At 64.0% G+C, this 22,771-nt stretch carries 18 protein-coding genes; 7 read left to right on the top strand and 11 right to left on the bottom strand.

Annotated elements, in window-relative coordinates:
* Positions 1–151: 151 nt before the first annotated feature.
* The 3 genes from ACUN9Y_RS19985 to ACUN9Y_RS19975 form a co-directional block, all read right to left on the bottom strand.
* A complete protein-coding gene (locus tag ACUN9Y_RS19985) occupies positions 152–718 on the bottom strand; it encodes a sigma-70 family RNA polymerase sigma factor (protein ID WP_445462495.1) in 567 nt (188 codons plus the stop codon).
* Positions 719–899: 181 nt separating this feature from the next.
* Positions 900–2,612, bottom strand: coding sequence for a SulP family inorganic anion transporter (locus ACUN9Y_RS19980; protein ID WP_445462494.1), 1,713 nt, complete (start codon positions 2,610–2,612; stop codon positions 900–902).
* Between the two features lie 31 nt (positions 2,613–2,643).
* Positions 2,644–3,903, bottom strand: a complete 1,260-nt coding sequence (locus tag ACUN9Y_RS19975; RefSeq protein WP_445462493.1) for an NAD(P)/FAD-dependent oxidoreductase — start codon at positions 3,901–3,903, stop codon at positions 2,644–2,646.
* Between the two features lie 175 nt (positions 3,904–4,078).
* On the opposite strand from ACUN9Y_RS19975, the gene ACUN9Y_RS19970 reads away from it, so the two are divergent.
* Positions 4,079–6,595 carry an EAL domain-containing protein gene (locus ACUN9Y_RS19970; protein WP_445462492.1) on the top strand — a complete coding sequence of 839 codons (2,517 nt, stop codon included), beginning with the start codon at positions 4,079–4,081 and terminating at the stop codon, positions 6,593–6,595.
* Here the strand turns inward: ACUN9Y_RS19970 and rarD are convergent.
* Positions 6,550–7,440: an EamA family transporter RarD gene (rarD, locus tag ACUN9Y_RS19965; protein WP_445462491.1), complete on the bottom strand. Its 891-nt coding sequence runs from the start codon at positions 7,438–7,440 to the stop codon at positions 6,550–6,552. The two genes, ACUN9Y_RS19970 and rarD, sit on opposite strands and share 46 nt — an antisense overlap.
* A gap of 122 nt (positions 7,441–7,562) precedes the next feature.
* Here rarD and ACUN9Y_RS19960 point away from each other — a divergent pair, with 122 nt between their 5' ends.
* Both ACUN9Y_RS19960 and ACUN9Y_RS19955 read left to right on the top strand, forming a co-directional pair.
* Positions 7,563–8,378 carry an amidohydrolase gene (locus ACUN9Y_RS19960; protein ID WP_445462490.1) on the top strand — a complete coding sequence of 272 codons (816 nt, stop codon included), beginning with the start codon at positions 7,563–7,565 and terminating at the stop codon, positions 8,376–8,378.
* Positions 8,378–9,079, top strand: coding sequence for a pseudouridine synthase (locus ACUN9Y_RS19955; RefSeq protein ID WP_445462489.1), 702 nt, complete (start codon positions 8,378–8,380; stop codon positions 9,077–9,079). The genes ACUN9Y_RS19960 and ACUN9Y_RS19955 overlap by 1 nt, the downstream gene beginning before the upstream one ends.
* A gap of 20 nt (positions 9,080–9,099) precedes the next feature.
* Here the strand turns inward: ACUN9Y_RS19955 and ACUN9Y_RS19950 are convergent, their stop codons facing one another.
* The 7 genes from ACUN9Y_RS19950 to gloB form a co-directional block, all read right to left on the bottom strand.
* Entirely contained in the window at positions 9,100–11,319 is a 2,220-nt protein-coding gene (locus ACUN9Y_RS19950) for a diguanylate cyclase (protein ID WP_445462488.1), read from the bottom strand.
* A 474-nt stretch (positions 11,320–11,793) separates the two neighbouring features.
* A complete protein-coding gene (locus tag ACUN9Y_RS19945; protein ID WP_445462487.1) occupies positions 11,794–13,392 on the bottom strand; it encodes an ABC transporter ATP-binding protein in 1,599 nt (532 codons plus the stop codon).
* The gene (locus tag ACUN9Y_RS19940) at positions 13,382–14,476 is read right to left on the bottom strand and encodes an ABC transporter permease (protein WP_445462486.1); all 1,095 of its coding nucleotides are present in this window, start codon (positions 14,474–14,476) and stop codon (positions 13,382–13,384) included. The genes ACUN9Y_RS19945 and ACUN9Y_RS19940 overlap by 11 nt, the downstream gene beginning before the upstream one ends.
* A gap of 2 nt (positions 14,477–14,478) precedes the next feature.
* Positions 14,479–15,552: a microcin C ABC transporter permease YejB gene (locus ACUN9Y_RS19935; protein ID WP_445462485.1), complete on the bottom strand. Its 1,074-nt coding sequence runs from the start codon at positions 15,550–15,552 to the stop codon at positions 14,479–14,481.
* Between the two features lie 99 nt (positions 15,553–15,651).
* The gene (locus ACUN9Y_RS19930) at positions 15,652–17,481 is read right to left on the bottom strand and encodes an extracellular solute-binding protein (RefSeq protein ID WP_445462484.1); all 1,830 of its coding nucleotides are present in this window, start codon (positions 17,479–17,481) and stop codon (positions 15,652–15,654) included.
* A gap of 46 nt (positions 17,482–17,527) precedes the next feature.
* The gene (locus ACUN9Y_RS19925) at positions 17,528–18,742 is read right to left on the bottom strand and encodes a transglycosylase SLT domain-containing protein (protein ID WP_445462483.1); all 1,215 of its coding nucleotides are present in this window, start codon (positions 18,740–18,742) and stop codon (positions 17,528–17,530) included.
* 86 nt (positions 18,743–18,828) lie between these two features.
* Complete coding sequence (gene gloB, locus ACUN9Y_RS19920) at positions 18,829–19,596, bottom strand: hydroxyacylglutathione hydrolase (protein WP_445462482.1); 768 nt, start codon at positions 19,594–19,596, stop codon at positions 18,829–18,831.
* 170 nt (positions 19,597–19,766) lie between these two features.
* On the opposite strand from gloB, the gene ACUN9Y_RS19915 reads away from it, so the two are divergent.
* The 4 genes from ACUN9Y_RS19915 (at position 19,767) to nudC (ending at position 22,642) form a co-directional block, all read left to right on the top strand.
* The gene (locus ACUN9Y_RS19915; RefSeq protein ID WP_445462481.1) at positions 19,767–20,552 is read left to right on the top strand and encodes a class I SAM-dependent methyltransferase; all 786 of its coding nucleotides are present in this window, start codon (positions 19,767–19,769) and stop codon (positions 20,550–20,552) included.
* Positions 20,549–21,010 (top strand): ribonuclease HI, encoded by a 462-nt coding sequence (gene rnhA, locus ACUN9Y_RS19910; RefSeq protein ID WP_445462480.1) that lies wholly within the window; start codon positions 20,549–20,551, stop codon positions 21,008–21,010. The genes ACUN9Y_RS19915 and rnhA overlap by 4 nt, the downstream gene beginning before the upstream one ends.
* Positions 21,011–21,092: 82 nt before the next feature.
* Positions 21,093–21,866: a DNA polymerase III subunit epsilon gene (gene dnaQ / locus ACUN9Y_RS19905; RefSeq protein WP_445462479.1), complete on the top strand. Its 774-nt coding sequence runs from the start codon at positions 21,093–21,095 to the stop codon at positions 21,864–21,866.
* Positions 21,867–21,868: 2 nt separating this feature from the next.
* Positions 21,869–22,642 carry an NAD(+) diphosphatase gene (gene nudC / locus ACUN9Y_RS19900; protein WP_445462522.1) on the top strand — a complete coding sequence of 258 codons (774 nt, stop codon included), beginning with the start codon at positions 21,869–21,871 and terminating at the stop codon, positions 22,640–22,642.
* The last annotated feature ends 129 nt before the right edge of the window (positions 22,643–22,771 follow it).

The raw sequence follows: 22,771 nt of genomic DNA, 5'->3' as shown, positions 1-22,771 counted from the left end.
TCAGATCCGCGCTCGACGCGGTGGTCGTTGGTCGGTGTTCGGTACATAGGGCCCCTGGGGCGCAGACCAGAACGTAAGTGCCCGGCCGCTGAAGGCGACGCTGAGCGGCCTGGGCTCAGACGAACCCGAGTGTCAGCGCCACGATGTCCGCCTAGGCGGTACGCGTTAGGCATGACTTCAGCCTCTCCAGTCCGCGACGAATCCAGCTCTTGACGGTGCCCAGTGGTTCGGCCACCACCTCGGCCAGTTCGCTATGGGTCAAGCCCTGAAAGTAGGCGAGCTCCATGGCCTGGCGGTGCTGGCCGGGCAGTTCGGCCAGGCAGCGATGCAAGTCTCCTGCCTGTTGCTCGGCGTCCAGGTCCTGTTCGGGACGTCGCTCCCCCATCAAGCTGTCTATCAACTCGTCATTGCCGTCGCTGTCGGGGCGCTTGCGCCGTAGCCAGTCGATGCCGATATTGCGCGTCAGCGTCGACAGCCAGGTCATCGGCCGGGCGCGCGACGGATCGTACTGCCCGGCGCTGTGCCACACACGCAGATAGACCTGCTGCAGGCAGTCTTCGGCGGCGGCCTCGTTTCGGGTTATACGCAGCAACTGGGCGTACAGATGCCCCGAGGTCGATCGATAGAGTCGCGCGAGTGATGTGCCCTCGCCCCGGGCGCAGCCGGCGAGGGCGTCGATCATCACCTGGACGGCGCGATCCTGCTGGGTGTCGTTCATGGCATGTCCTGGCAGACGGGAAACCGATCCTGAGACTGCGAGTCTTGGCCGCCGGCGCCGAGATGACAATGGCGGCCATTCAACGTAGATCAGATGGATCTTATTTGAGCGCTACCGACTGGCCTTATGCGGGGCCAACCCTCCAGGGTTGGCCCGCCTTGGCCACCCGCCGTTGCGGCGGTCAATCGCGAACTCGGTGAAGTTCGGCCCAGGCGGCATAGGTGCTGAGGAATACCCGGCCGGTGAGGTGATCGAGAAAGTCCGACAGTTTTAGACGATCCATGACGGGGCCCTTCACCTCGGACAGGTGGAGGGTCACTCGAGAATCCTTCAGGCGAGCGTTGATGGCATCGAGACTCTCAAGCGCAGAGGCATCGATCAGGTTCACCGCGGAGCAGATGAGGACGACGTCGGTGAGTTCCGGCCGGCTAGCCACCAGGGAGTAGAGGGTATCCTCCAGGTACCGGGCGTTGGCGAAGTACAGGCTCTCGTCGATACGCAGCAGCGCCACATGACTGACCGTTTCCACGTCGTGGCGAGTGATGGAGCGAAAGTGTTCGCTGCCAGGGATGCGACCGACCACGGCGCTGTGCGGGCGGCTGGTGCGATACAGGAACAGGCCGATGGACAGGGCGACGCCGGCGATGATACCCGCCTCGACTCCTTCCACCAGGGTGACCACCAGAGTCACCGCCAGGGCCGAGAAGTCGCTGCGGGAATAGCGCCAGGTCTGGCGTATAAGGCCGATGTCCACCAGGGTCAGGATGGCGACGGTGATCGTGGCGGCGAGGGTGGCGATGGGCAGGTGCTCGAGCAGAGGCGTCAAGGCCAGGGTGACGGCGCCGATGCCGATGGCGGCGAAGAGTCCCGCCAATGGTGTCTGAGCCCCGGATTCCTGGTTGATGACGGTACGCGACAGTCCGCCGGTGACCGGCATGCCGGCGGTGAAGGCCGCCGCGAGATTGGCGCCACCGAGTCCGACCAGTTCCTGATTGGGGGAAATACGCTCGCGGCGCTTGGCGGCGAGCATCTGGGCCATCGAAATGGACTCGACGAAGCCCACCACACTGATCAGCAGGGCGGGCACCAGCAAGGCATGCCACAGCGACATGTCGAAGGCCGGAAGCGTCAAGCCCGGGAGGCCAGCGGGAATGGCGCCGACGGTGGCGACGCCGTGGGACGACAGGTCCAGCCGCCAACTGATCAGTGTGGTGACCACCACCGCCGCGACCGGCCCTGCCTTGACCAGCAGTGCTGCCAGCCCGGCGGGGAGTCGGAGTGCGGTCAAGGCGCGCCGCCCAAGGCGACGGGTGACCACCAGAAAGGTCAGGGTGCCGACGCCGACCGCCACCGTGGGCCAGTGGATGTCCTTGAGGTGGTGGGCGAGGCTTTCGAGCAGGGCGACGGCGGTATAGCCGCCGGCGTCGATGCCGAGCAGGTGCTTGAGCTGGCTGACCGCGATCAACAGACCTGACGCGGAGAGAAAACCACCGATGACCGGATGACTCAAGAAGTTGGCAAAGAACCCCAGGCGCAGGAAGCCCATGATGGTCAGCATCAGGCCCGACAGGAGTGAGAGGACCAGGGCGGCCTGGACATAGTCGACGCTGCCAGGCACCGCGACCTTGCTCAAGGCGGCGCCAGTCATCAAGGCGATGATCGCCACGGGACCGACGGCCAGGGTGCGGCTGGTGCCGAGAAAGGCATAGAACACCGCCGGTAGCAGGCTGGCATAGAGGCCGACGACGGCGGGCAGCCCAGCCAGGATGGCATAGGCGAGCGATTGCGGAATCACCATGATCGTCACGATGATACCGGCCAGCAGGTCGGCACCCAGCAGGCGAGTGCTGTAATGAGGCAGCCAGCTGAGTATAGGCAGGTAGCGCTTGAACATTCCGGTCAGGGTCCTGGGCGATCAGGGGACGTCACAGCGTAGCGGATTTGCTGCCTGAGGTAGAGGCCTCGGCGGGGACGGCGCTTGGGTTGATGCGTCTCAGGCGCTCGAGAAACCGCCGGTCCAGCCAGGATTTGACCCGACTCGCCAGGCGCCCGCCCAGCCACCAACGGCCGTAAAGCAGCAACCCTTCCCCGTCACCGAGGTTGAGAATCGAGAGCACCCGCTTCGGCGGACGGTAGCGGGTGAGTGGCGCACCCTGGAGGCTGGCGATCAGGTTGTCCAGGAGCACTGGCCCTTGCCTCACCCCATGCACGCCGAGCCGGGGGAGCGGCTGGTCGAGCAGGGCTGCGCAGTCGCCGGCGGCGAAGATATTGATCTGGCCGGAGCACTGCAGGGTGTGCGCGACGGCGATTCCACGGCCTTCGATAACCCTCAGCCCCAGCGTTCGTGACAAGGCCGTGGGTCCGAGGCCGCCGGCCATGACCACGTGATCGCAGGCGAGGTGCGTTGGGCTCACACCAGCCGGGGCCTGATGGGCCTTCAACGTTATCCCGGTGGCGGTGGTGGCGACGACGTCGGTGGCGTTGATCTGGGCGATGTGCCGTTCGTCCAGCCGAGCACTCAGCCAGCGCTGAGCCTTGGCCGGCGCATCCGCCAGCGGCGCCCCGGCGCGCCCGATCACGCTGATGGCGAGGCGCTCGGGGGCGACGCCCAGGCGGTGCCCGAGGGAGCGAATGGCGCAGGCAACCTCGATGCCCGTGGCGCCGTGGCCGATGACCGCGATGCGCAATCGTGGCTTGTGCGTCAGCTCTTGGGTCAGGGTTCGCCGGAGGACCAGCAGTCCGGGAATCGGCTTGACCGGCCAGCAGGTCGGCCCGGGTGTCGCCGCGGCGAATGCGCTGGAGGCGGACCCCAGGTTGAGGCTCAGGCAGTCATAGGGGAGGCTGGTCGCGTCGCTGAGATGGACCCGGCGCGCCTGGTGATCGATGGCGACAAGCCTTGCCCTGATCAAACGGATGCCTTGGCGTCGGCATAGCTCGGCCGGGTCGATGCGATCCTGGGGCGGTGATGCCTGACCCGCCAGCATGGCGCTGGCCAAGCCCGAATACCAGAAGCCGCCCGGATCGATGAGGGTCACACAGGCCGGTGCCAGGCGACTGGCATGTCGCAGCAGGTGCAGGTGAGCGTGGCCGGCGCCCACCAGGACGATGTGTCGTTGTCCACCGCCTGCACCCGAACGGCGGCAGGACTCGGGAATCTCTGGCGGAGGAGGCGGTGCTGCTGGCATTCGGGAATCCTGGTGATCGCGGGCGAATGGGAGAGGGCCTCTACCTCCGATGATGGACGGAGCGGCTCGGTCGATAGGCCTATGCTGAATAAACAGCGGTCGGCCTATGCATTTGTACCAGATGCGGCCCCGCTGCGGTGTCGTTTCGTTATCTGGTTACCTTGAGGGGGCTGTCATGACCTCTCTGTGCCATATCGTCGCAAAAGCTGCCGTCCTGCTTGGCCTCATCCTGATGGGGCTGGCGCCTGCTGGTTCGCCTTTGCCCCTGCTGTCTCCTCGGCCGGCGCTCCTCGCAAGCGATGAACGTGCAGGCGAAGGGCTAGTATTACTGACCTCCTATCATGAGGGCTATCGCTGGAACGACGATGTGGTCGAGGAAGTCACCTATTACTACCTTGAGTCGGGAGCGGCCAGGGACTCCTTGTTGGTCGAGTATGTCGATGCGTTACGCCTGAGCGAAGCCGATGGCCAAGGCCGACTGTACCAGCGCTTGAAGGATCGCGGCATGCCGGCAAACGGCGGCCTGATCTTGGCCGATGATCCGGCCATGGCCTTCTATCTGCGTTACCGCGAGCAGCTCGATTGGCCCGACCAGGTGGTCGCGATGGGGCTCAATGATGACCGCTTACGCCTCGAGGCAAAGGCCGTTCAGGTCAGGATCCTGACCTCCTACCCGGTGATGGCGCAATCGTTGCGGCTGTTGCTGGAGGCCTTTGGCGCGCCACTGAGGATCATCATTCTCGGCGATGACAGTGACCACGGACGCAACGTGATCGATGACCTCGCTGAGGTGATTGGCACCCTCGCTGAGGTGGAACTGGTGGATGTTCTGGCCGGCTGGCGTCCCGAGGACGTGATTGGGCGCCTGGCCAGCGCACCGGATAACACCCGGCTTTACCTGCAGGGCGGACAGGATTCGGGGTGGCGTGACGATGTGGGTAGCACCGAGTCGAGGATCCGGCGTCTTGCCGAGGCCGACATTCCGGTGTTCTGCCATTTCGAATTTCAGATGGCCATTGGCTGCGCCGGTGGCGCGATTCTTGACGTCGAGTTCCTCGCCCATGCGGCCGTGGAAATGGCATTGTCGCCGGCGTTCGAGTTGGTACCGGAACGCTCTTCGGTCATGGCCCAGCGCCGTCAGATCAACGTGCGTTGGTACGAGCTGTTCGCCAGCGAAGCCGATCTGCCCTTCGAATGGGTCGGCATCCGAGGGCGATTCGACGAGCTGGCGGGGGAGTATCGGACCTCGGTAGGTGTGCTGCTTGCTGTCGCCGGGCTTTCCATCGTGTCGAGCCTGTATCTGCTTCTCAGCCGTTACCTGGCGCGCAGGCGGCGCCGCACCCTGATGGTGGATTCGTCTTATCAGCTGCCAACGCGCCTCGCCCTCGAGACAAGCCAATTGAGCAAACTATGTGGCTCAGTCGGCTGGATGTTCCTGTTGGTCTCGCCGCAGTTGAAGCTCTATCGCAGCAGTTTCAAGGCGGTCAGCCTGGAGTGGCTGTTCGGGATCAATATCGATGCGCTGCGCCACCACCTGCCCGCTGGCTGGTTGTTGTACCTGGGAGATGAGAAACAACTGATCGGTGTCGTCCCGGTCTGTGCGCGACAGCTCGACATCGAGTCCTGTATCGACAGTTGTATCAGCCTGGCGTCGGTGACCCAGCGACGCGCGTCGGCGCAGTTGCTGCGCTGGCATGCGGTGCTGGTCAAGGTCCCGGATCACACCGTGGACGCCAAGGCCTGCCTGAGCGCGTTGGATGAGGGCGTTCAGCGCCTCGAACGCGAGGGCTGGATCCGGCCCACACTGACCGTGGTGGCGGTGGAGCCTTACCACGACACGCGTTTTCGCTGGCTCAGCCGTCAGGTCGGTGCCTTGATCGATCATCCCGAGCAGCAGTGGCGGCTGGTGGTGCAACCGAAGGTGTCGCCGTTGAACGAGCGCCTCCTCGGGGTAGAGGTACTGGCGCGCTGGCACCACCCCGAAGCCGGAGATATCTCGCCGCAGGAGTTTATTCCGGTGCTCTTGATGCTGGCCCTGGCCGAGCGCTTCGACCGCTGGGTGATCCAGGCCAGCCTGGACTGGTTCGCCGCGAACAGCCGCGATTGGCTGCGATCCCTGGCGGTCAACGTGCATCTCTCGACGCTGCTTGCCGACGATTTTCGTGACTTCGTCGTGGCCGAACTGGATCTGCGCGGACTGCCCCACTACTGCCTCGAGCTTGAGTTGGTCGAACACGAGCACTTCGACGACGTCGAGCGCCTGAGGATGCAGTTGGCGGCGCTGCGCGATAGCGGGATCGCCGTGGCGCTGGATGATTTCGGGACCGGCCACACGGCCTTTCAGCTGTTGCAACGCTTGCCGCTGAAAGCCGTCAAGCTGGACCACTCCCTGCTCCACGCCGCCAGGCACATGAGTCAGGCTCGTCAGGCCTATGCCGCGCTGGTGGCCATGTGCCTGCGGCTGGGCTTCACCGTGGTGGCCGAGGGCGTCGAGACCATCGAGGATGCCCGCTGGCTGATCACGTTGGGCATCCAGCAGGGGCAGGGGTACTTCTTCGCCCGCCCCATGGAGCTCCGCGACTTCGTGAGGCGTTATAGGCCCGGGCAGCGGGCCGGTGGTGGCGAGTTCGATGTCGGCGCAGCGGATTACCCCGCGGAGGGAAGCTGGCGTCGCCAGGTCGAGAATGAATAGAGGGCGAGCCCGAACCAGATCAGTACGAAGGTGGCGAAACGCACCGGGTCGAGTGGCTCGCCGAAGATCCACAGCGCGATGAAGAACTGTAGCGTCGGATTGATGTACATCAGGAAGCCCAGAGTGCCCAACGACAGGCGTCGTGCCGCACCCGCGAACGCGAGGAGAGGAATCGCGGTGATCACGCCACTGGCGACCAGCAGTGCGGTGGAGCGGCTGTCTTGGAGAAAGTGGGAGAGGCCGTCGCCGACCAGCCAGGTGAGAGCGGCCAGCGCGATGGGCGCCAATAGCAGGGTTTCGACGAATAGCCCCGAGAGCCCATCGAGCTCCACCTGCTTTCTGAGCAGGCCATAGGTACCAAAGGACAGCGCCAGGACCAGGCTGATCCAGGGCAGGGTTCCGAGCAACGCGAGCTGCAGGGCGATGCCGGCGCCGGCCAGCGCAACGGCGATAGCCTGGGCACGTGACAGTGTTTCCTTGAGCACCAGCATGCCCAATGCCACGTTGACCAGGGGTGTCATGAAGTAGCCGAGGCTCGCCTGGAGCACACGGTGCGTTTCTACCGAATAGATGTAGAGTCCCCAGTTCACGGCGATGAGCACGGCACAGCCGAGTACTCGCCATAGCCGCAAGGGGCTGGTGAGGGCGGAGCGGACCGCCGACCAGCGCCGCAGGACAGTGATCACCAAGGCGAGGAAGACGCACGACCAGAGGATCCGGTGGATGAGGATTTCACCGGCGCCGATGCCTTGAAACAGGGCGAAGAATAACGGAAAGCACCCCCACATGCCGTAGGCCATCAGGCCCAGTGCGATTCCCTTGCGCGGCTCGGTGGGCTGCCCCATGGTGTTCTCCCGGCGGAAAAACGCTCACGGTACCACACCGCCGTCGCCGGGGCTGCGCCTCGGGCCTGGCTCCGGTACGCTAGTCGGCGAAACATCACGTCGACATCCACAAGGGGGCGGTCATGACCCAGTTGAGAACTACCCTGGTGCAGTGTGACCTGCGCTGGGAAGACCCCGAGGCCAATTGCCGGATGCTGGAAGACCTGCTGGGCGAGCTAGGGCAGGGTGAGACAGACCTGATCGTGTTGCCGGAAATGTTTGCCACGGGTTTCACCATGAACTCTCGTGACATGGCGGAACCCATGGACAATAGCCCGGTGGTGGCCTGGCTGGTCAACCAGGCGCGTCGGCGCGGCTGTGTGGTGACCGGAAGCGTCGCCATTCAGGAGGGCGGTGAGTACTTCAATCGCCTGATCTGGGCACGGCCCGACGGTACCCTGGTGCATTACGACAAGCGCCACTTGTTCCGCATGGCCGGTGAGCACGAACGCTATGGCATGGGATTGGATCGTGTGATTGTCGAACTCAACGGCTTTCGCATTCTGTTGAGTGTCTGCTACGACTTGCGCTTTCCGGTATGGCTGCGTCAGCAGCCCGCGGCAGGTGACAAGTTCGAATATGATGCCTTGTTGTGTGTGGCCAATTGGCCCGCGCCGCGTCGCCATCCCTGGCGCACGCTGCTCCAGGCTCGCGCCATCGAGAACCTGTGCGCCGTCATCGGCGTCAATCGGGTCGGTGAGGATGCCAAGGGGTTGCCCTATGCCGGTGATTCCATGCTGATCGATGCCAAGGGTGAGGCCTTGATCGATGAGGCCGAGGGGCAGCCGTTCTTGCGTACCGGCGTGCTGGATCGCGATGCGCTGTCCGAGTTTCGCCAGAAATTCCCCGCCTGGATGGACGCCGATGCCTTTATGCTTTCCACCGAGGTAGGACACTGATGCGCCTGGACCGATTTCTGTCTGAAACCACCGACCTGACCCGTAGCCTCGCTAAACGGGCTCTCGCCCGTGGCGAAGTGACGGTCAACGACGAGCGTGAATCCAAGGCGGCACGACACCTGAAGGACGATGATCGCGTTGCCTGGCAGGATGTGCCGCTGGCGCTGGTCGGTTTGCGCCACCTGATGCTGCACAAGCCCGTCGGCGTCGAGTGTACCGCCAGACGCGGCCTCTACCCCCGCGCGGTGGACCTGATCGAGTTGCCCAATGCCGATCGCCTGCAGCCGGTGGGACGCCTGGATGTCGAAACCACCGGCCTGCTGTTGCTGACCGATGATGGGCAGTGGTCGCACCGCGTGACGTCGCCTCGTCGTCGCTGCGCCAAGGTCTATCGAGCGACGCTGGCTCGCGCACTGGAGGGCGAGGCGGCCGAGCAAGCCATCCAGCGTGTGGTGGACGGGTTGCTGCTGGAGGGCGAGGACAAGCCTACCCAGCCGGCGGAGCTGAAAATGCTCGGGCCGAAGGAGGCACGACTGACCGTTCACGAGGGACGCTATCACCAGGTACGCCGGATGTTCGCGGCGCTGGGGAATCATGTCGATGCGCTGCATCGCGAGTCGGTCGGTGAGTTGACCCTTGATGCGTCGCTGGCGCCAGGGGAATGGCGCACCTTGAGTGATGAGGAGGTGGCGTTGTTCTGATTCGGGCTCGCCCCGCCGGGTCAGTCGCCGATTTCAATGCGCGCCCGGCCTGCTGCCTTGGCGCGGTACAGTGCCCGGTCGGCCTGGGCCAGCAGGCCGCGCGGGTCATTGCCGTGGTGGGGGAAGCTGGCGACGCCACAGGACACCGAAATGGTCCCGAGCGATTCTCCTTCGTGGTGGAACGCGGCCCTGGCCAGGGCATTGGTCATGTCGACGATGCGCGCCTTGGCTTCGTCTGCCGTGGCGCCCGGCAGCAGCACGACGAATTCTTCGCCGCCGAGTCGGCAGACGACATCGATCTCGCGAAAGCTGCCGGCCAGCAGTCGGCCAACGCCGGTGAGCACGACGTCTCCAGCGGCATGGCCGAAGCGGTCATTGAAGTGCTTGAAGTGGTCGATGTCGATCATCACCAGGCTCAAGGGGTTGCCCTTGCGCAGAGAGATCGCCGCCTCGTGGGCCATCAACTCATCGAAGTAGCGTCGGTTGTGCAGGCCTGTCAGGCCGTCCTGATAGGAAAGGGTGGCCAGTTCGTCCTGCAGCAGAATTCCCGCTAGCACCAGCGCCACCCGGGACAGGCCACGCTCGATGAAGCGTCGCGTCTGTTCCCGCTGGGACGGTCGCTCATCGAGAGATTCCCCTGGCTGTAGCACCAGCACGGCGAGGCGGCGCGACTCGCGATGTGGCCGGGGAACATCGAGTGGCAGGTACCAGAGGGGGGCGCTGGCGTTGGCATCCTGTTGCTGCCGGTACGCGGATCGGACGATAGGTTGGCGTAGCATGATCGGAATGTGCTGGGATGGCGTCACCAGGCTGCCGTTCTGAAGTTCGGTTTCGGCGGGCTTGGGCACATCCTCGAGGATCGCCGGGAAGTGCACCCCGTCAGGCCACGAATGTTCAAACAGCAGGCGGTCGTTACTGACCGCGGGGCGGTAGAAGGCGCCGGCGAGCGGGGACAGCAGCGTGGGCAGTTCGCCCGCGATGATGTCCAGGGCGATGTCGATACTGCCCGTGCGCTGCAGGCGATCGATCAGATTGCCAAGCTCATGGGTCTTGCGATTCTCCAGCGCGAGTTGGGTGGCGCGTTGTCCTTCCTGCTCGGCCAGGACGGCCAGTTCGTGGGTGCGCTCGGCGATCTCGCGTTCCAGAAAGGCGTTAAGGTGAGTCAACTCGCGCTGGCTGCTGACGTAATGACGCAGTGAGATGATGACCATGGCCAACGTAAAGGCCAGGGCTCCCAGGTGCACTGGCACCATGTACCAGTCGACGAAGCCATGGGCGACAAGCATGTCGACAACCAGGAATATGGCGAATACAGCGTAACTGCTTACCACCAGCCGTTGATTGGTGGTGAGGGTCCGGTGGTGAAGGACCAGAATGCCGGTGAGCAGGATAAGGCTCGTCAATAGCAAGGCGTCGAAGACAGGAAAGGTGTCCGCCAAGGACACTACACCGGCGAGAGACAGCCCGACCGCGGCAATCGCATACCCCAGGTGACCGAGCCAGATCGCGCGAAGGATCCGTGTCCCCTTGGTGGGGAACCAGTGTTCCAGCATCAACGCCATGGCGATGGGGAGGGAAAAGTAGCCAAGGGCGGCGAGATAGTCCCACAGCAGTGGCCTTGCCAGCAGCAGCTGACTCGCGTCGCTCTCGGCCAGCACCATGGTGCCGGCCGACAAGGCGAACAGACTGATGCTGCCGAAATGCAAACTCTCTCGTTGCAGGGGGACCATCAGCGCGGCGAGGGCCGCGAGAAGCAGGCAAAAAGCGGAAACGATCAGGTCTCCCCGGGTCGACTTGAGGATCCTAGGGAGCACGTCGGCCTGCTCCATGATCGAGACCTCGCCCCACAACCCAATATCCTTGTAATCGGAAAACAGACGCAGATAGAGGAGCTTGCCCGGGATACCTTCGGACAGCGCAATGCTGTGCCAGGTCCAGCCAGCGAATCGGCCCTTTCCGTCGCCATCGAACTGGCCATGGCGATAGACGACCTTGCCGCCGAGATAGGCCTCGGCGATAAGGTTGATGCTCGAGATGAACAGGACAGGCTCGCGCCACTCGCCATCGGGCAGGGCGATCCTGAGCCAGAGGTTGTCGTGGGAGCCGCGTCCCGGCGGATTCAGTGGCCCTGGCGCCTCCTGCCAGCCCGGGTCATCGCTGCCAGCAGCCCATCGAGGGGCCCCGTCGGTGCCAAAAGGCGAATCGCCCCAACGGTATTCCCAGCCCTGGGTGAGCGGCACGGCGCTTCCGCCCGGCTCGGCAGCGGGCAGGACCGTAGAGGTCGCTAGGACCAGCAGGGCGACAAGATAGCGCAAAAGCGAAGACATCATAGACCCAGCGAAAATCGACCCGGGCAGTATAGAACGGCTGAAGAGCGCATAGGGGGACGATTTCGGCAGACTGAGTCAACGCTAATGTGCTCAAACGATAGGCGTTGAGCCGATATGGCACGGGCTACTTCGAACGATCTGCCACCCTCCAAGTCGCTGGGCCCGTCACGACCGGTTGAATGGTCTCGGGTGGCGAGGCGGCATCAGGAGCAACGACGTGGGGAACAATACCAGGGGCAGTGGCGCCGGGGAGGCGGTGATGGCGCACCGCTAGACTCGGTACTCCCTGTCGCGTATCCATCACAGGCGCCCGGGGTTATACCGTTACCTGCTGTACTATCCAACATCCACAACGCACAACGAAACGCCAGACATCTAATATTGTCATTCGTCCATCGCAGGCGCACACAAGCCCGAAGCGTTTACCAAGGCACGAGTATAGTCACTGGAGGGGGCGCTAAGCACGGCATCACAGTCGCCTTGCTCGACCACTCGTCCGTCCTTGAGCACCATGATGCGATGCGCCATCGCACGTACCACCGCCAGATCATGGCTGATGAAAAGATAGCTCAGGCCGCGGCGTGCCTGCAGATCTCGCAGCAGGGTGACGAGCTGTTTTTGCACCGTGCGATCCAGCGCCGAGGTCGGTTCGTCGAGCACGATCAGCTTCGGTTCGAGGATGATGGCCCGTGCCACCGCGATCCGCTGACGCTGCCCGCCGGAAAACTCATGGGGATAGCGCTCGCTGACATCCTCCGGCAAGCCGACTTCCCTCAGAGTGTCGCGCACTCGCCGAGCCACTTCGTCGGCACCGAGGTTCGGATGATGGAAGCGGAGCCCCTCGCTGACGATGTCGGCCACCGGCAGGCGTGGTGACAGCGAGCCGTAGGGGTCCTGGAAGACGACCTGAAGCTGTCTGCGCCGACGGCGCAGGGCATCGCCGGCGAGCAGATCCAGTCGTTCGTTGTCGAAGTCGATCTCTCCACGGCTCGCTGTCAGGCGTAGCAGGGCCAAGGCGAGAGTCGTCTTGCCGGAACCGGATTCGCCAACGATGCCCAGGGTTTCGCCCTCACCGACATGCAGATCCAGTGGCGCGACTGCCTCGAAGGCCGGTGGTCGGCGGCGAAAGAGCCGTTTCGGGCGCTGAAAGGCCACCGCCAGGCCGCGGGTCTCGAGCAAGCGGCGTTGACTCGCCCTGGCCGACGGCTTCCCGGCGGGCTCCGCGGCCAGCAACTCTCGGGCATGAGCGCTACGCGGGGCATTGAACACTTCCTTGACCGTGCCGCTTTCCTGCACTTCACCATGACGCATGACGCACACGCGATCGGCGTGGCGTCGGACCAGATTCAAATCATGGGTAATGAACAGCATGCCCATGCCGTTCTCGTCTCTGAGGCTTGCCAAGAGAGCGAGAATGTCCTGTTGCACGGTGACATCCAGGGCCGTGGTGGGTTCGTCGGCGATCAGTAGCTGGGGCCGATTGGCGATCGCCATGGCGATGATGACGCGCTGACGCTGGCCGCCCGAGAGCTGATGAGGCCAGGCGTCCAGCAGTTCGTTGGCGCGCGGTAGCTGGACTTGTTCAAGCAGTTCCTGGCAGCGCCGGCGGGCATGTTTGCCGCTCAGTCCCTGGTGCAGACGCAGGGTTTCGGCGATCTGGCGGCCGATGCGGTGAAGTGGGTTGAGCGACGTCATGGGCTCCTGGAAGACGAAGCCGACGCGTCGTCCGAGCAGGTGTTGCCACTGCCTCGGGGCGAGTGTGGAAAGATCGGTGCCGTCCAGGCGGCGTCCGCCGCTGATGCGCGCATTGCGCGGTAGCAAGTTCAAGGCGCCCAGCGCCGACACCGACTTGCCGGACCCGGACTCGCCGACCAGTGCCAAGGTTTCACCGGGGGACACGCTGAGTGACAGGCGATCGACGACGGTGACGCCATCGAAGGCGATGGACAGTTCGTCCAGGGAGAACAGCGGCTCAGTGGTCATGAGCGGAAGATCCTGTGGTCGGCGTGGCGCGATCGGACGGCTCAGGGTGTTGTACATGGCGGGGGTCGAAGGCATCGCGTACTCCCTCGCCGATGAAGACAAGCAGCGACAGCATGGTGGCCAGCGTGACGAAGGCGGTAATCCCGAGCCAGGGGGCCTGCAGGTTGTTCTTGCCCTGGGCGACCAGTTCACCAAGCGATGGCGAACCGGGCGGCAAACCGAAGCCGAGAAAGTCGAGCGCGGTCAGGGTCGTGATCGCCCCGGTGAACAGGAAGGGCACGAAGGTGAGGGTTGCGACCATGGCATTGGGCAATACGTGGCGCCACATGATCAGCCGCGAGGGCAAGCCCATGGCCTTGGCCGCTCGGACGTATTCAAGGTTCCGGGCACGCAGGAATTCGGCGCGTACGATGTCGACCAGCCCGAGCCAGGAGAACAGCAGCATGATGCCCAGCAACCACCATAGATTCGGCTCGACCAGGCTTGCCAGGATGATCAGCAGGAACAGCACCGGCAAGCCCGACCAGATTTCGGTGAAACGCTGGCCGATAAGATCGACGCGGCCACCGAAATAGCCCTGGACACCCCCGGCGACCACTCCCAGGACCAGCGATCCCGCCGTCAGAATCAAGGCGAAGACCACCGATAACCTGAAGCCGTAGATGACGCGGGCGAGCACGTCGCGTCCCTGGTCATCGGTCCCCAGCCAATGGGTCGCGTCCGGGGGCGACGGTGCCGGGTGGGTCAGGGCCATGTCCAGGGTGTCGTAGGAGAACGCGATCGGAGCCCAGAGCATCCAGCCATCGGCCTCTATGGCTTCCCGAGTGAAGTCGTCACGGTAGTCGGCGGGTGTAGGCAAGAACCCACCGAACTGGGTGTCGGGGTAGTCCGCCACTACCGGGAAGTACCATTGCCCCTGGTAGTTGACCAGTAGTGGACGGTCGTTGGCGACCAGCTCGGCGCCGAGACTGATGACAAAGAGGAAGGCAAATACCCACAAGGACCACCAGGCACGACGGTGCTGGCGGAAGCCTCGTAGCCGACGACGGGTGATGGGGGACAGGGAGGCGAACGGGGCGCGCATGCTCAGGACTCCCGAGTGTCAAAATCGATGCGGGGGTCGACCCAGACATAGGTCAGGTCGGAGACGAGTTTCAGTACCAGCCCGATCAGGGTGTACAGATACAGAGTGCCGAAGATGACCGGGTAGTCGCGCTGCATTACCGCTTCGAAGCCGAGCAGACCAAGTCCATTGAGCGAGAAGATCACCTCGATCAGCAGTGAACCGGTAAAGAAGATGCCGATCAACGCCGAGGGCAGGCCGGCGATGATGATCAGCATGGCGTTGCGGAACACATGGCCGTAGAGGACGCGGCGGTCGCTGGCGCCCTTGGCTCTCGCCGTGAGCACGTACTGACGATGCACTTCATCGAGGAAGCTGTTCTTGGTCAGCATGGTCAGGGTGGCAAAGCTGCCGATGGCAGACGCCGTGACGGGCAGCACGATGTGCCACAGATAGTCCTTTACCTTGCCCCAGTTGGAGAGATCGGCGAAGTCCGGCGACGTCAGCCCGCGCAAGGGGAACAGGTCCCAGTAGCTGCCGCCGGCAAATAGCACGATCAGCAGGATGGCAAACAGAAAGCCGGGTATGGCGTAGCCGACGATCACCAGCCCCGAGGTCCAGACATCGAAACGCGAGCCGTGATGAAGGGCCTTGCGTATGCCCAAGGGAATCGAGACCAGATACACCAGCAGCGTGGTCCACAGTCCCAGCGAAATCGACACCGGCAGTCGGTCGAGCATCAGCGTGGTGACCTTCTCACCGCGGAAGAAGCTCTCGCCGAAGTCGAAGGTCGCGTAGTCCACCATCATGTCCAGGAAACGCTCCGGGGCCGGCTTGTCGAAGCCGAACTGGACCTCCAGTTGGCGGATGAACTGTTCGGGCACGCCGCGGCTACCGCGAGACTCACCACCTTGTACCGTATCACCGCCGCCGCCCTGCAGGCGGGTACTGCTTTCGCTGGAGAGCCCCTCGAAGCGCGCCAGAATCTGGTCGATCGGTCCGCCCGGAGCGGCCTGAACGATGAGAAAGTTGAGCAGCATGATCCCGAACAGGGTCGGTATCATCAGCAGCAGGCGGCGCAGGACGTAAGCGGCCACGGGCGATCCTTGGTTACGGCGGGAACGAAGACGACGCCGGCTTCCCGGCGTCGCGCCTAGCGACTATCTGGCAGCGATTCGCGTCGTGCCCGGCATGGCTTAGCGACTACGCTGACGACTCTCGATGTCGGCGCCACGGTCGGGGTCGACCCACCACGCTTCCAGGTCGAGGGTGTACCGCGGAAACGGCTCCTGCCAGGCGAACTTGTCCCACAGGGCGATACGATGCGCACTGAGATGGAACTGCGGAATCACGTAGAAGCCCCAGCGCAGCACCCGGTCCAGGGCCTGGGCGGCCGTATCGAGCGCCACGCGTGAATCGGCGGCGATCAGCCGATCGACCAGGTCATCGATGGTGGGGTCTGCCAGGCCGATCAGGTTGCGGCTCTGCGGTTGGTCGGCGTATTCGCTGCCCCAGAAATCGCGCTGCTCATTGCCGGGGTTGGCCGATTGGGGAAAGCTGCCGACGACGATATCGAAGTCGAAGCTACGCAACCGGTTGAGGTACTGGTTGACGTCTACGGTGCGCACGTTGCCGTCGATGCCGAGGCGCTTGAGGTTGCGCAGCAGCGGCTGGGCAATGCGCTCGAACTGGGTGCTGTAGAGCAGGATCTCGACGGAGAGCGGGGCGCCTGTCTCGGTGTTGATCATGGCGCCGTCGCGAGCCTCGTAACCGGCGTCCCTGAGCAGGGCGAGGGCTTCGCTCAGGCGTGGCCTCATGGCCTCGGGTGTCGCCATCGGTAACGATTCGCTGAAGACGGCCTCGGGGAGTTCATCCCGGTGCGGTTCCAGCAGCGCCAGTTCCGCTTCCGAGGGCAGGCCGGTGGCCTCCATCTCGGAGTTCTCGAAGTAGCTGTCGGTGCGCTCGTAGGCACCGTAGAACAGGTTCTTGTTGAGCCACGGGAAGTCGAAGGCCAGGTTGATCGCCTGCCGCACCTTTCTGTCCTGAAACTTGGCTCGGCGCAGGTTCATCACATAGGCCTGCATCCCGGCGGGCTGGCCGTCGGGCACCGTCAACTGAGTCACGAAACCGTTGTTGAGGGCCGGGAAATCGTAGGCCGTCGCCCAGTTGCTGGCCGAGTTTTCCATGCGCATATCCAGGTTCCCGGCCTTGAACGCCTCCAGCGCGACGGTCTGGTCACGGTAGTAGTCGAATACCAGTCGATCGATGTTATGCCGGCCTCGATTGACCGGCACGTCCTTGCCCCAGTAGTCGGGGACTCGTTCATAGACGATGCGGCGTCCGGGGTCGACCTCGGCAATGCGATAGGGACCGGAGCCGAGTAGCGCATCGCGTGTCACGGCAGTGAAGTCACGCTCGGCCCAGTAGTGCTGGGGCAGAATCGGCATCTGGCCGAGGATCAATGGCAGCTCCCGCGACTCGCTCTCGCCGAGCTCGAAGCGCACCGTGTCCTGGTCGACGGCCGTGACCGAGGTGACATCGCTGTAATAGGCGCCGTAGAAAGGCTGGCCCTTTTGGGTCAAGGTCTCGAAGCTGAAGACGACGTCGCTGGCTTCCACCGGCTCGCCGTCATGAAAGCGTGCCGCGGGCCGCAGGTCGAATTCGACCCAGCGCCGATCGGGGTCCAGGCGAATGCCGCCGGCAAGCAAACCGTACATGGTGAACGGTTCATCGGCGTTGGCTTCGAGCAAGGTATCGTAGACGAGTGTAAGGCCTGAGGCGGGCGTGCCACGAACAATGAACGGATTGGTCGAGTCGTAGCTGCCGACTGCCGCACGAATCAAGCTGCCGCCCTTGGGGGCCTCGGGATTGGCATACGGCAGATGGTCGTAGCCATCGGGTAGGCCAGGCGCCCCATACAGCGCGAGGGCATGCACGGTGGGCACCTCGGAGGGCTCGGCGGCCTGCCCGGGGGCCGCGAGCAAGGCACCCAGTATCAGCCAGGTGCCAGTCGCCAGGCATCGCATCGAAGGTAAGTCCTTGTCTTACGGGGCGCCGGGGTGGCGCCCGCCTTCACCTACCGGAAAGTGTCAGTTGCTGACCCGGTTGTAAAGCCTGAGGATTATCGATGCCGTTCCAACGCGCCAGATCGGTGGCGGCGACCGAGTGCAACGAGGCGATTTTCGACAAGGTGTCGCCGCGTTGCACGGTGTGCATGGAGCCAGCGGTGGCGGAGCTGGCGACGTTGATCGCCCCGAGGGTGGCGAGTTCAGAGCGAAGAGTCGCGGCATTCGCCGACGGAACCAGCAGCTGGCGCGTGTGGCGCGGGTCCGCGGTCGACGATTTCAGGCCAGGGTTCAGCGCGGCAAGCTCGGCGGTCGTGGTGCCTGCCAGTGTTGCCGCCTTGCTCAGGCTGATCGGCGACGTCAGAGACACCTTGGCGAAGGCCGCCGAGCCACTGATTTCCGGCAGCACGATGCCGTAGGCCTCGGGGTCGTCGATGATCCGAGAGATGGCCATCAACTTGGGCACGTAGGCCATGGTCTCGGACGGCAGGTTCAGGTCCCAGTAGTCGCCGGTCAGCCCGCGTGCCTTGGCGGCGCGGCGAGCGTTGTTGACCGTGCCGGCGCCGGCATTGTAGGCGGCGAGCGATAGCTGCAGGTCGCCTGCGTACCATTGATCGGCCTGGGTCTCGATATAGTCGAGCGCGGCGCGGGTCGAGGCGACGACATCGTTGCGACCGTCCCAGGCACCGTTACGCTTGAGGCCAAGCGCATCGCCGGTACGGGGCATGATCTGCCATAGCCCGGCGGCGCCGAAGTGGCTACGCGCCTTGGGATCGAACGAGCTTTCGACGAAGGGAATCAGAGCGATTTCGCCCGGCAGGCCACGTGATTCGACCTGCTGCGTGATCCAGGCAAGCCAAGGACGGGCGCGCTCGGTGATCTCCGCGATGTTTTCGGGACTGGACCGATAGTAGTCGATCCACTCCTGAACCCGTGCATTGACCACCTCGTCGCGCCACTGGAAATCGGCCCGCAGGCTGGTCCAGGCATCCTGGGGCTCGAGCTCCAGCGCATCCCAGAAGTGCATCGTCAGATTCTGGTGGGGGCTGGCGGACGGGGCTTGTGAGCCAGGTGCCTGTGAGGTGGTAAAACCGGCACCGGGCAGGTGGTTGGCAGGCAGAGTGGAAGCCTGGCTGGTATAGGCGCCGGCCATCAAGGACCCAAGCAGGGCCAGGCTACTGGCGGCGCCGAGTAGTCGTCTACGGGCAGTGTGGAAAGTCATGCTTACTAGGGTCTCCTGGCCGGCGAGCCTGTCGCCGGTCGCTCATCGATCAAACGGATAACGGGAAAAGGGCGCCGCGTGCGAAGTCAGAAGTTGTCCTTCCAGGCACGTAGCGTTGCAAAGGTGGCATCCTTGCTATCAGTCGACCCATGAGCCGCGGCGGCGCGCCGTACCCCGGCGTCGTCGCAACGCAGGAAGGGGTTGATGCGGCGCTCACGCTCCAGCGTGGTAGGCAATGTGGGTCGGTCCAGGTCCCTGGCGCGCTCGCACTCTCGTGCGGCAGCGATCACATCGTCGTTGTCGGGGTCCGCGGCCTTGGCGAAGGCGAGGTTCGACAGGGTATATTCGTGTGCAGCGAATACCAGGGTATCGTCGGGCAGTGCATCGAGGCGGGTCAGCGATGCGCACATCTGGGGCGGAGTCCCTTCGAACAAGCGACCGCAACCACCACTGAACAGCACGTCACCACTGAACAGCAACGGCGGGATCCCGGCAGTAAAGAAGGCGATGTGGTCCAGCGTGTGCCCCGGGGCGGCGATGACCTCGAACAGCCGGCCCATGATGCGAAACTCATCGCCATCGGACACGCGCTCGTCGATGCCGTCTATCTCGGGATTGTCGGGGCCGATGACGCGAGGCGCGTAACGTTGAATCAGCTCACCCAGGCCACCGGTGTGGTCATGATGGTGATGGGTGATCAAGACGCCGCCGAGGGTGAGTCCCTCGCGCTCGAGATACGCGATCACCGGAGCCGCATCACCCGGATCCACGACGCAGACTTCTTGACTCGAGTCCTGGCGCAGCAGCCAGATATAGTTGTCGCTAAAGGCTGGGATCGGTGTCACGCTCAACATGGGCAAAAGAGTCCTCGATGCGTCTGGTCTGGGCGATAGTGGCCTCGGCCTGGCGCCGTCAGTTCGAAAAATACTGGCGTCGTCTGCTCGAAAATGCCTGGCGCCGTCTGTTCGAAGGTGATAGGTAAAGTGCCCCGCAAAATCCGACACTCTGGAGGGAACGCCTCACCATGTCAAATGAGCCGGAACCGATGCAACTCGCCCGCTTGATGCGGCATGGTCGGAAGTTCTGGGCCAGCGATGCGGGTCAGGCGATGCGTCGCGCGGAACGGGCCTGCCTTGGCCCACTCGGGGAGCGCTGGTTCGGGGCCCACGGGCTGGAGATGTCGCTGGGTGACCCGCTGGTCGCCGACATGTGCCATATCCGACACTTGATGCGCTGGGCTCCGACCCGCGAATTGGCGGAAAGTTCCTCGACCCTGGTGTGCCCGTCGGAGAGCCTTCCGCTGCCGGCAGGGGTGCTGGACCTGGTGGTGTTGCACCATATGCTCGAGGTGGTGCAAAACCCTCACCAGCTGCTTCAGGAAGCCGCGCGGGTCACCGCTGCGCAAGGGCGGTTGATCATCGTCGGCTGGTCGCCGGTCTCCGCGGCAGGGATGATGCGACTGGGCCCCGGGCACCGTCAGCGACTGCCGGGCCAGGGCCATTGGCGCACCGCCGGGCGGTTGAAGGATTGGCTGGAGTTTGTGGAATTCGAGATCGAACGGTTAGACTATTGCGGCTTCCATTTACCCGGCATGGCGCCGCGCAACGCATTGCTCGAAACCCTCGGGCGGCGCCATAACTTACCGCTGGGTGACGGCTATATCATCCAGGCGCGCTGTCGCTCCCAGTTGGCATGTCACCAGACCAAGCGGCCCCTGTTTGGCACGCCACTGGGGACATCCAGCCTCGGCGCGACGCGGCTGGATCCCAACCCCAAGGCTCACGCCAAGCACAAGGTGACGACTCGGTGACAGAGGTCAACTCAGACCCCCAAGTGATCATTTATACGGACGGCGGTTGCCGTGGTAACCCTGGACCGGGTGGCTGGGGGGCGCTGATGTCCAGCGGGCCTCACGAGAAAGCCTTGAAGGGCGCCGAAGCGTCGACGACCAATAACCGTATGGAACTCACTGCGGCCATCATGGCCTTGCGCGAGCTCAAGCGGCCGTGCCGTGTGGCGTTGTGGACGGACTCCGAGTACCTGCGCAAAGGGATCACCGAGTGGATCCACGGCTGGATCAAGCGCGGTTGGAAGACGGCGGCAAGACAACCGGTGAAGAATGCCGACCTTTGGCGCGCGCTACACGAGCAATCTTTACGTCATGACGTCGAGTGGCATTGGGTCAAGGGGCATAGCGGGCACCCCGGGAACGAAGCCGCCGACCGCCTGGTCAATGAAGCCATCGACGACTTGCTCGAGAAAGGCTGAGCGCCTCGGGCTAGTCGTGCTTCGCGTTTGCAGTTCTCCCCGAGCAAGGCCTTGCTCGCCACCCGACCAATGAGACTCCGAGATGCGCCAGATCGTACTGGATACCGAAACCACCGGCATCGAGACTCGCGATGGCCACCGCCTGATCGAGATCGGTGCGGTGGAGATGATCAACCGGCGGTTGACCGGGAATACCTACCATCAGTTCATCAACCCCGAGCGGGAGATCGAAGCCGAGGCGATCTCCATTCATGGCATCACCAATGAGCGGGTGGCCAATGAGCCGGTGTTCGCCGAGATCGCCGATGCGTTCTGGGACTTTATTCGCGGCGCCGAGTTGGTGATCCATAACGCCCCCTTCGACGTCGGCTTCATCGACCACGAGACCAACCGGCTGAACGGCGCGCGGCAGGGCGCTCCCCTGGGGCCGGTGAAAGAGCATTGTGGGGTGCTCGATACCCTGGTCATGGCCCGTAGGATGCACCCCGGTCAGCGCAACAGCCTGGATGCACTGTGCAAGCGCTACGATATCGATAACGGTCACCGGGTGCTTCACGGGGCCTTGCTCGATGCCGAGATACTCGCCGACGTCTATCTGGCGATGACCGGTGGGCAGACGGCCCTGTCGCTGGACGCCGGCGATGACGCCGGCAGCAAGACCAGCGAGGCCCCGGGAGAATTTAGCGTGCGGCGCCTGGCACTCGAGCCGGGGCAGCTACGGGTTTCTCGTCTGTCCGATGCCGAGCTCGCGGCTCACCATGGCAAGCTCGATGGGCTGCGCGCGAAGGCCGGCACCTGCGTCTGGGATGCGTTACCCGAGCGTCTGTATGGCACCGGTCGCAGCAACGAGGCGTGATGATGCTGAGACGTGAGATTCCCATCGGAGTGAGTCGTGGCCGCGTCATTTCCTTGGCGAGTGGGCGTATTGCGCCAGGGCTCGATGGCACACCGTTAAGCGAACCCCGGGCGTGGGGTGAGGGCATCAAGGCGTTGTGCTGGTGGGGCGACGAGCCGGTGGGGCTCGAACTCGTCGAGTCGCCGCAAGACGACTGGCCCGATGGGCGCACCTGGCTGAGTCATCTGCCAGAGCGCTGGTTTCCGCTGGTGTCGACCGCCTTGCAGGTTGGCGCCTGGGCCCTCAATCATCGCTTCTGCGGTCGTTGCGGTTCGCCGGCGAACCGGCTTGACCACGAGTTTGCCATGCACTGCAATAATTGCGGCCATCGCAACTATCCACGGATTTCGCCGTGCATCATCACCCTGGTCACCCACGGCGAGTCGCTTCTCCTGGCGCGTAGTCCGCGCTTTCCTCCGGGGCGTTACTCTACGCTGGCAGGCTTCATCGAGCCGGGCGAGTCGGCCGAGGAGGCGCTGCATAGAGAAGTCCATGAAGAGGTGGGGCTGACGCTGGGTCGCTTGCGCTATGTTCGCAGCCAAGCCTGGCCGTTCCCGCATTCGCTCATGCTCGGCTACCTGGTGGAGGCGGCGAGTCGTCGTATCGTCATCGATGGCCGCGAAATACAGGATGCCGCCTGGTTTTCTCCGCGAAAGCTGCCCCAGTTACCGCCGCTGTACTCGATTTCGCGGGAACTGATCGAGCTCCATCTGGCCGAAGTGCGCGATGGCAGATAGCGGGGCAGGTCGCTACCGCCCCTGCCTCGAGCAGGCTCCTCGTCCTGCCGAGCCGAGCCGGCCGCAAGGTCGAGGCTGGCCGGTGCCGGAACGGGCCACGCAAGAGCTCCGGCAGCCATCGAAAGTGCA

Source organism: Halomonas sp. V046 (assembly GCF_052645355.1).
This window is presented reverse-complemented; position numbering and strand designations above follow the sequence as displayed.

Bases quoted from the DNA above. Each gene is read 5' to 3' on its own strand.
- ACUN9Y_RS19940 (WP_445462486.1), bottom strand. From the start codon at position 14,476: ATGCGCGCCCCGTTCGCCTCCCTGTCCCCCATCACCCGTCGTCGGCTA.
- rarD (WP_445462491.1), bottom strand. From the start codon at position 7,440: ATGGGGCAGCCCACCGAGCCGCGCAAGGGAATCGCACTGGGCCTGATG.
- ACUN9Y_RS19930 (WP_445462484.1), bottom strand. From the start codon at position 17,481: ATGCGATGCCTGGCGACTGGCACCTGGCTGATACTGGGTGCCTTGCTC.
- ACUN9Y_RS19960 (WP_445462490.1), top strand. From the start codon at position 7,563: ATGACCCAGTTGAGAACTACCCTGGTGCAGTGTGACCTGCGCTGGGAA.
- ACUN9Y_RS19925 (WP_445462483.1), bottom strand. From the start codon at position 18,742: ATGACTTTCCACACTGCCCGTAGACGACTACTCGGCGCCGCCAGTAGC.
- ACUN9Y_RS19980 (WP_445462494.1), bottom strand. From the start codon at position 2,612: ATGTTCAAGCGCTACCTGCCTATACTCAGCTGGCTGCCTCATTACAGC.
- ACUN9Y_RS19915 (WP_445462481.1), top strand. From the start codon at position 19,767: ATGTCAAATGAGCCGGAACCGATGCAACTCGCCCGCTTGATGCGGCAT.
- ACUN9Y_RS19955 (WP_445462489.1), top strand. From the start codon at position 8,378: ATGCGCCTGGACCGATTTCTGTCTGAAACCACCGACCTGACCCGTAGC.
- ACUN9Y_RS19975 (WP_445462493.1), bottom strand. From the start codon at position 3,903: ATGCCAGCAGCACCGCCTCCTCCGCCAGAGATTCCCGAGTCCTGCCGC.
- dnaQ (WP_445462479.1), top strand. From the start codon at position 21,093: ATGCGCCAGATCGTACTGGATACCGAAACCACCGGCATCGAGACTCGC.
- ACUN9Y_RS19985 (WP_445462495.1), bottom strand. From the start codon at position 718: ATGAACGACACCCAGCAGGATCGCGCCGTCCAGGTGATGATCGACGCC.
- ACUN9Y_RS19945 (WP_445462487.1), bottom strand. From the start codon at position 13,392: ATGACCACTGAGCCGCTGTTCTCCCTGGACGAACTGTCCATCGCCTTC.
- ACUN9Y_RS19970 (WP_445462492.1), top strand. From the start codon at position 4,079: ATGACCTCTCTGTGCCATATCGTCGCAAAAGCTGCCGTCCTGCTTGGC.
- gloB (WP_445462482.1), bottom strand. From the start codon at position 19,596: ATGTTGAGCGTGACACCGATCCCAGCCTTTAGCGACAACTATATCTGG.
- nudC (WP_445462522.1), top strand. From the start codon at position 21,869: ATGCTGAGACGTGAGATTCCCATCGGAGTGAGTCGTGGCCGCGTCATT.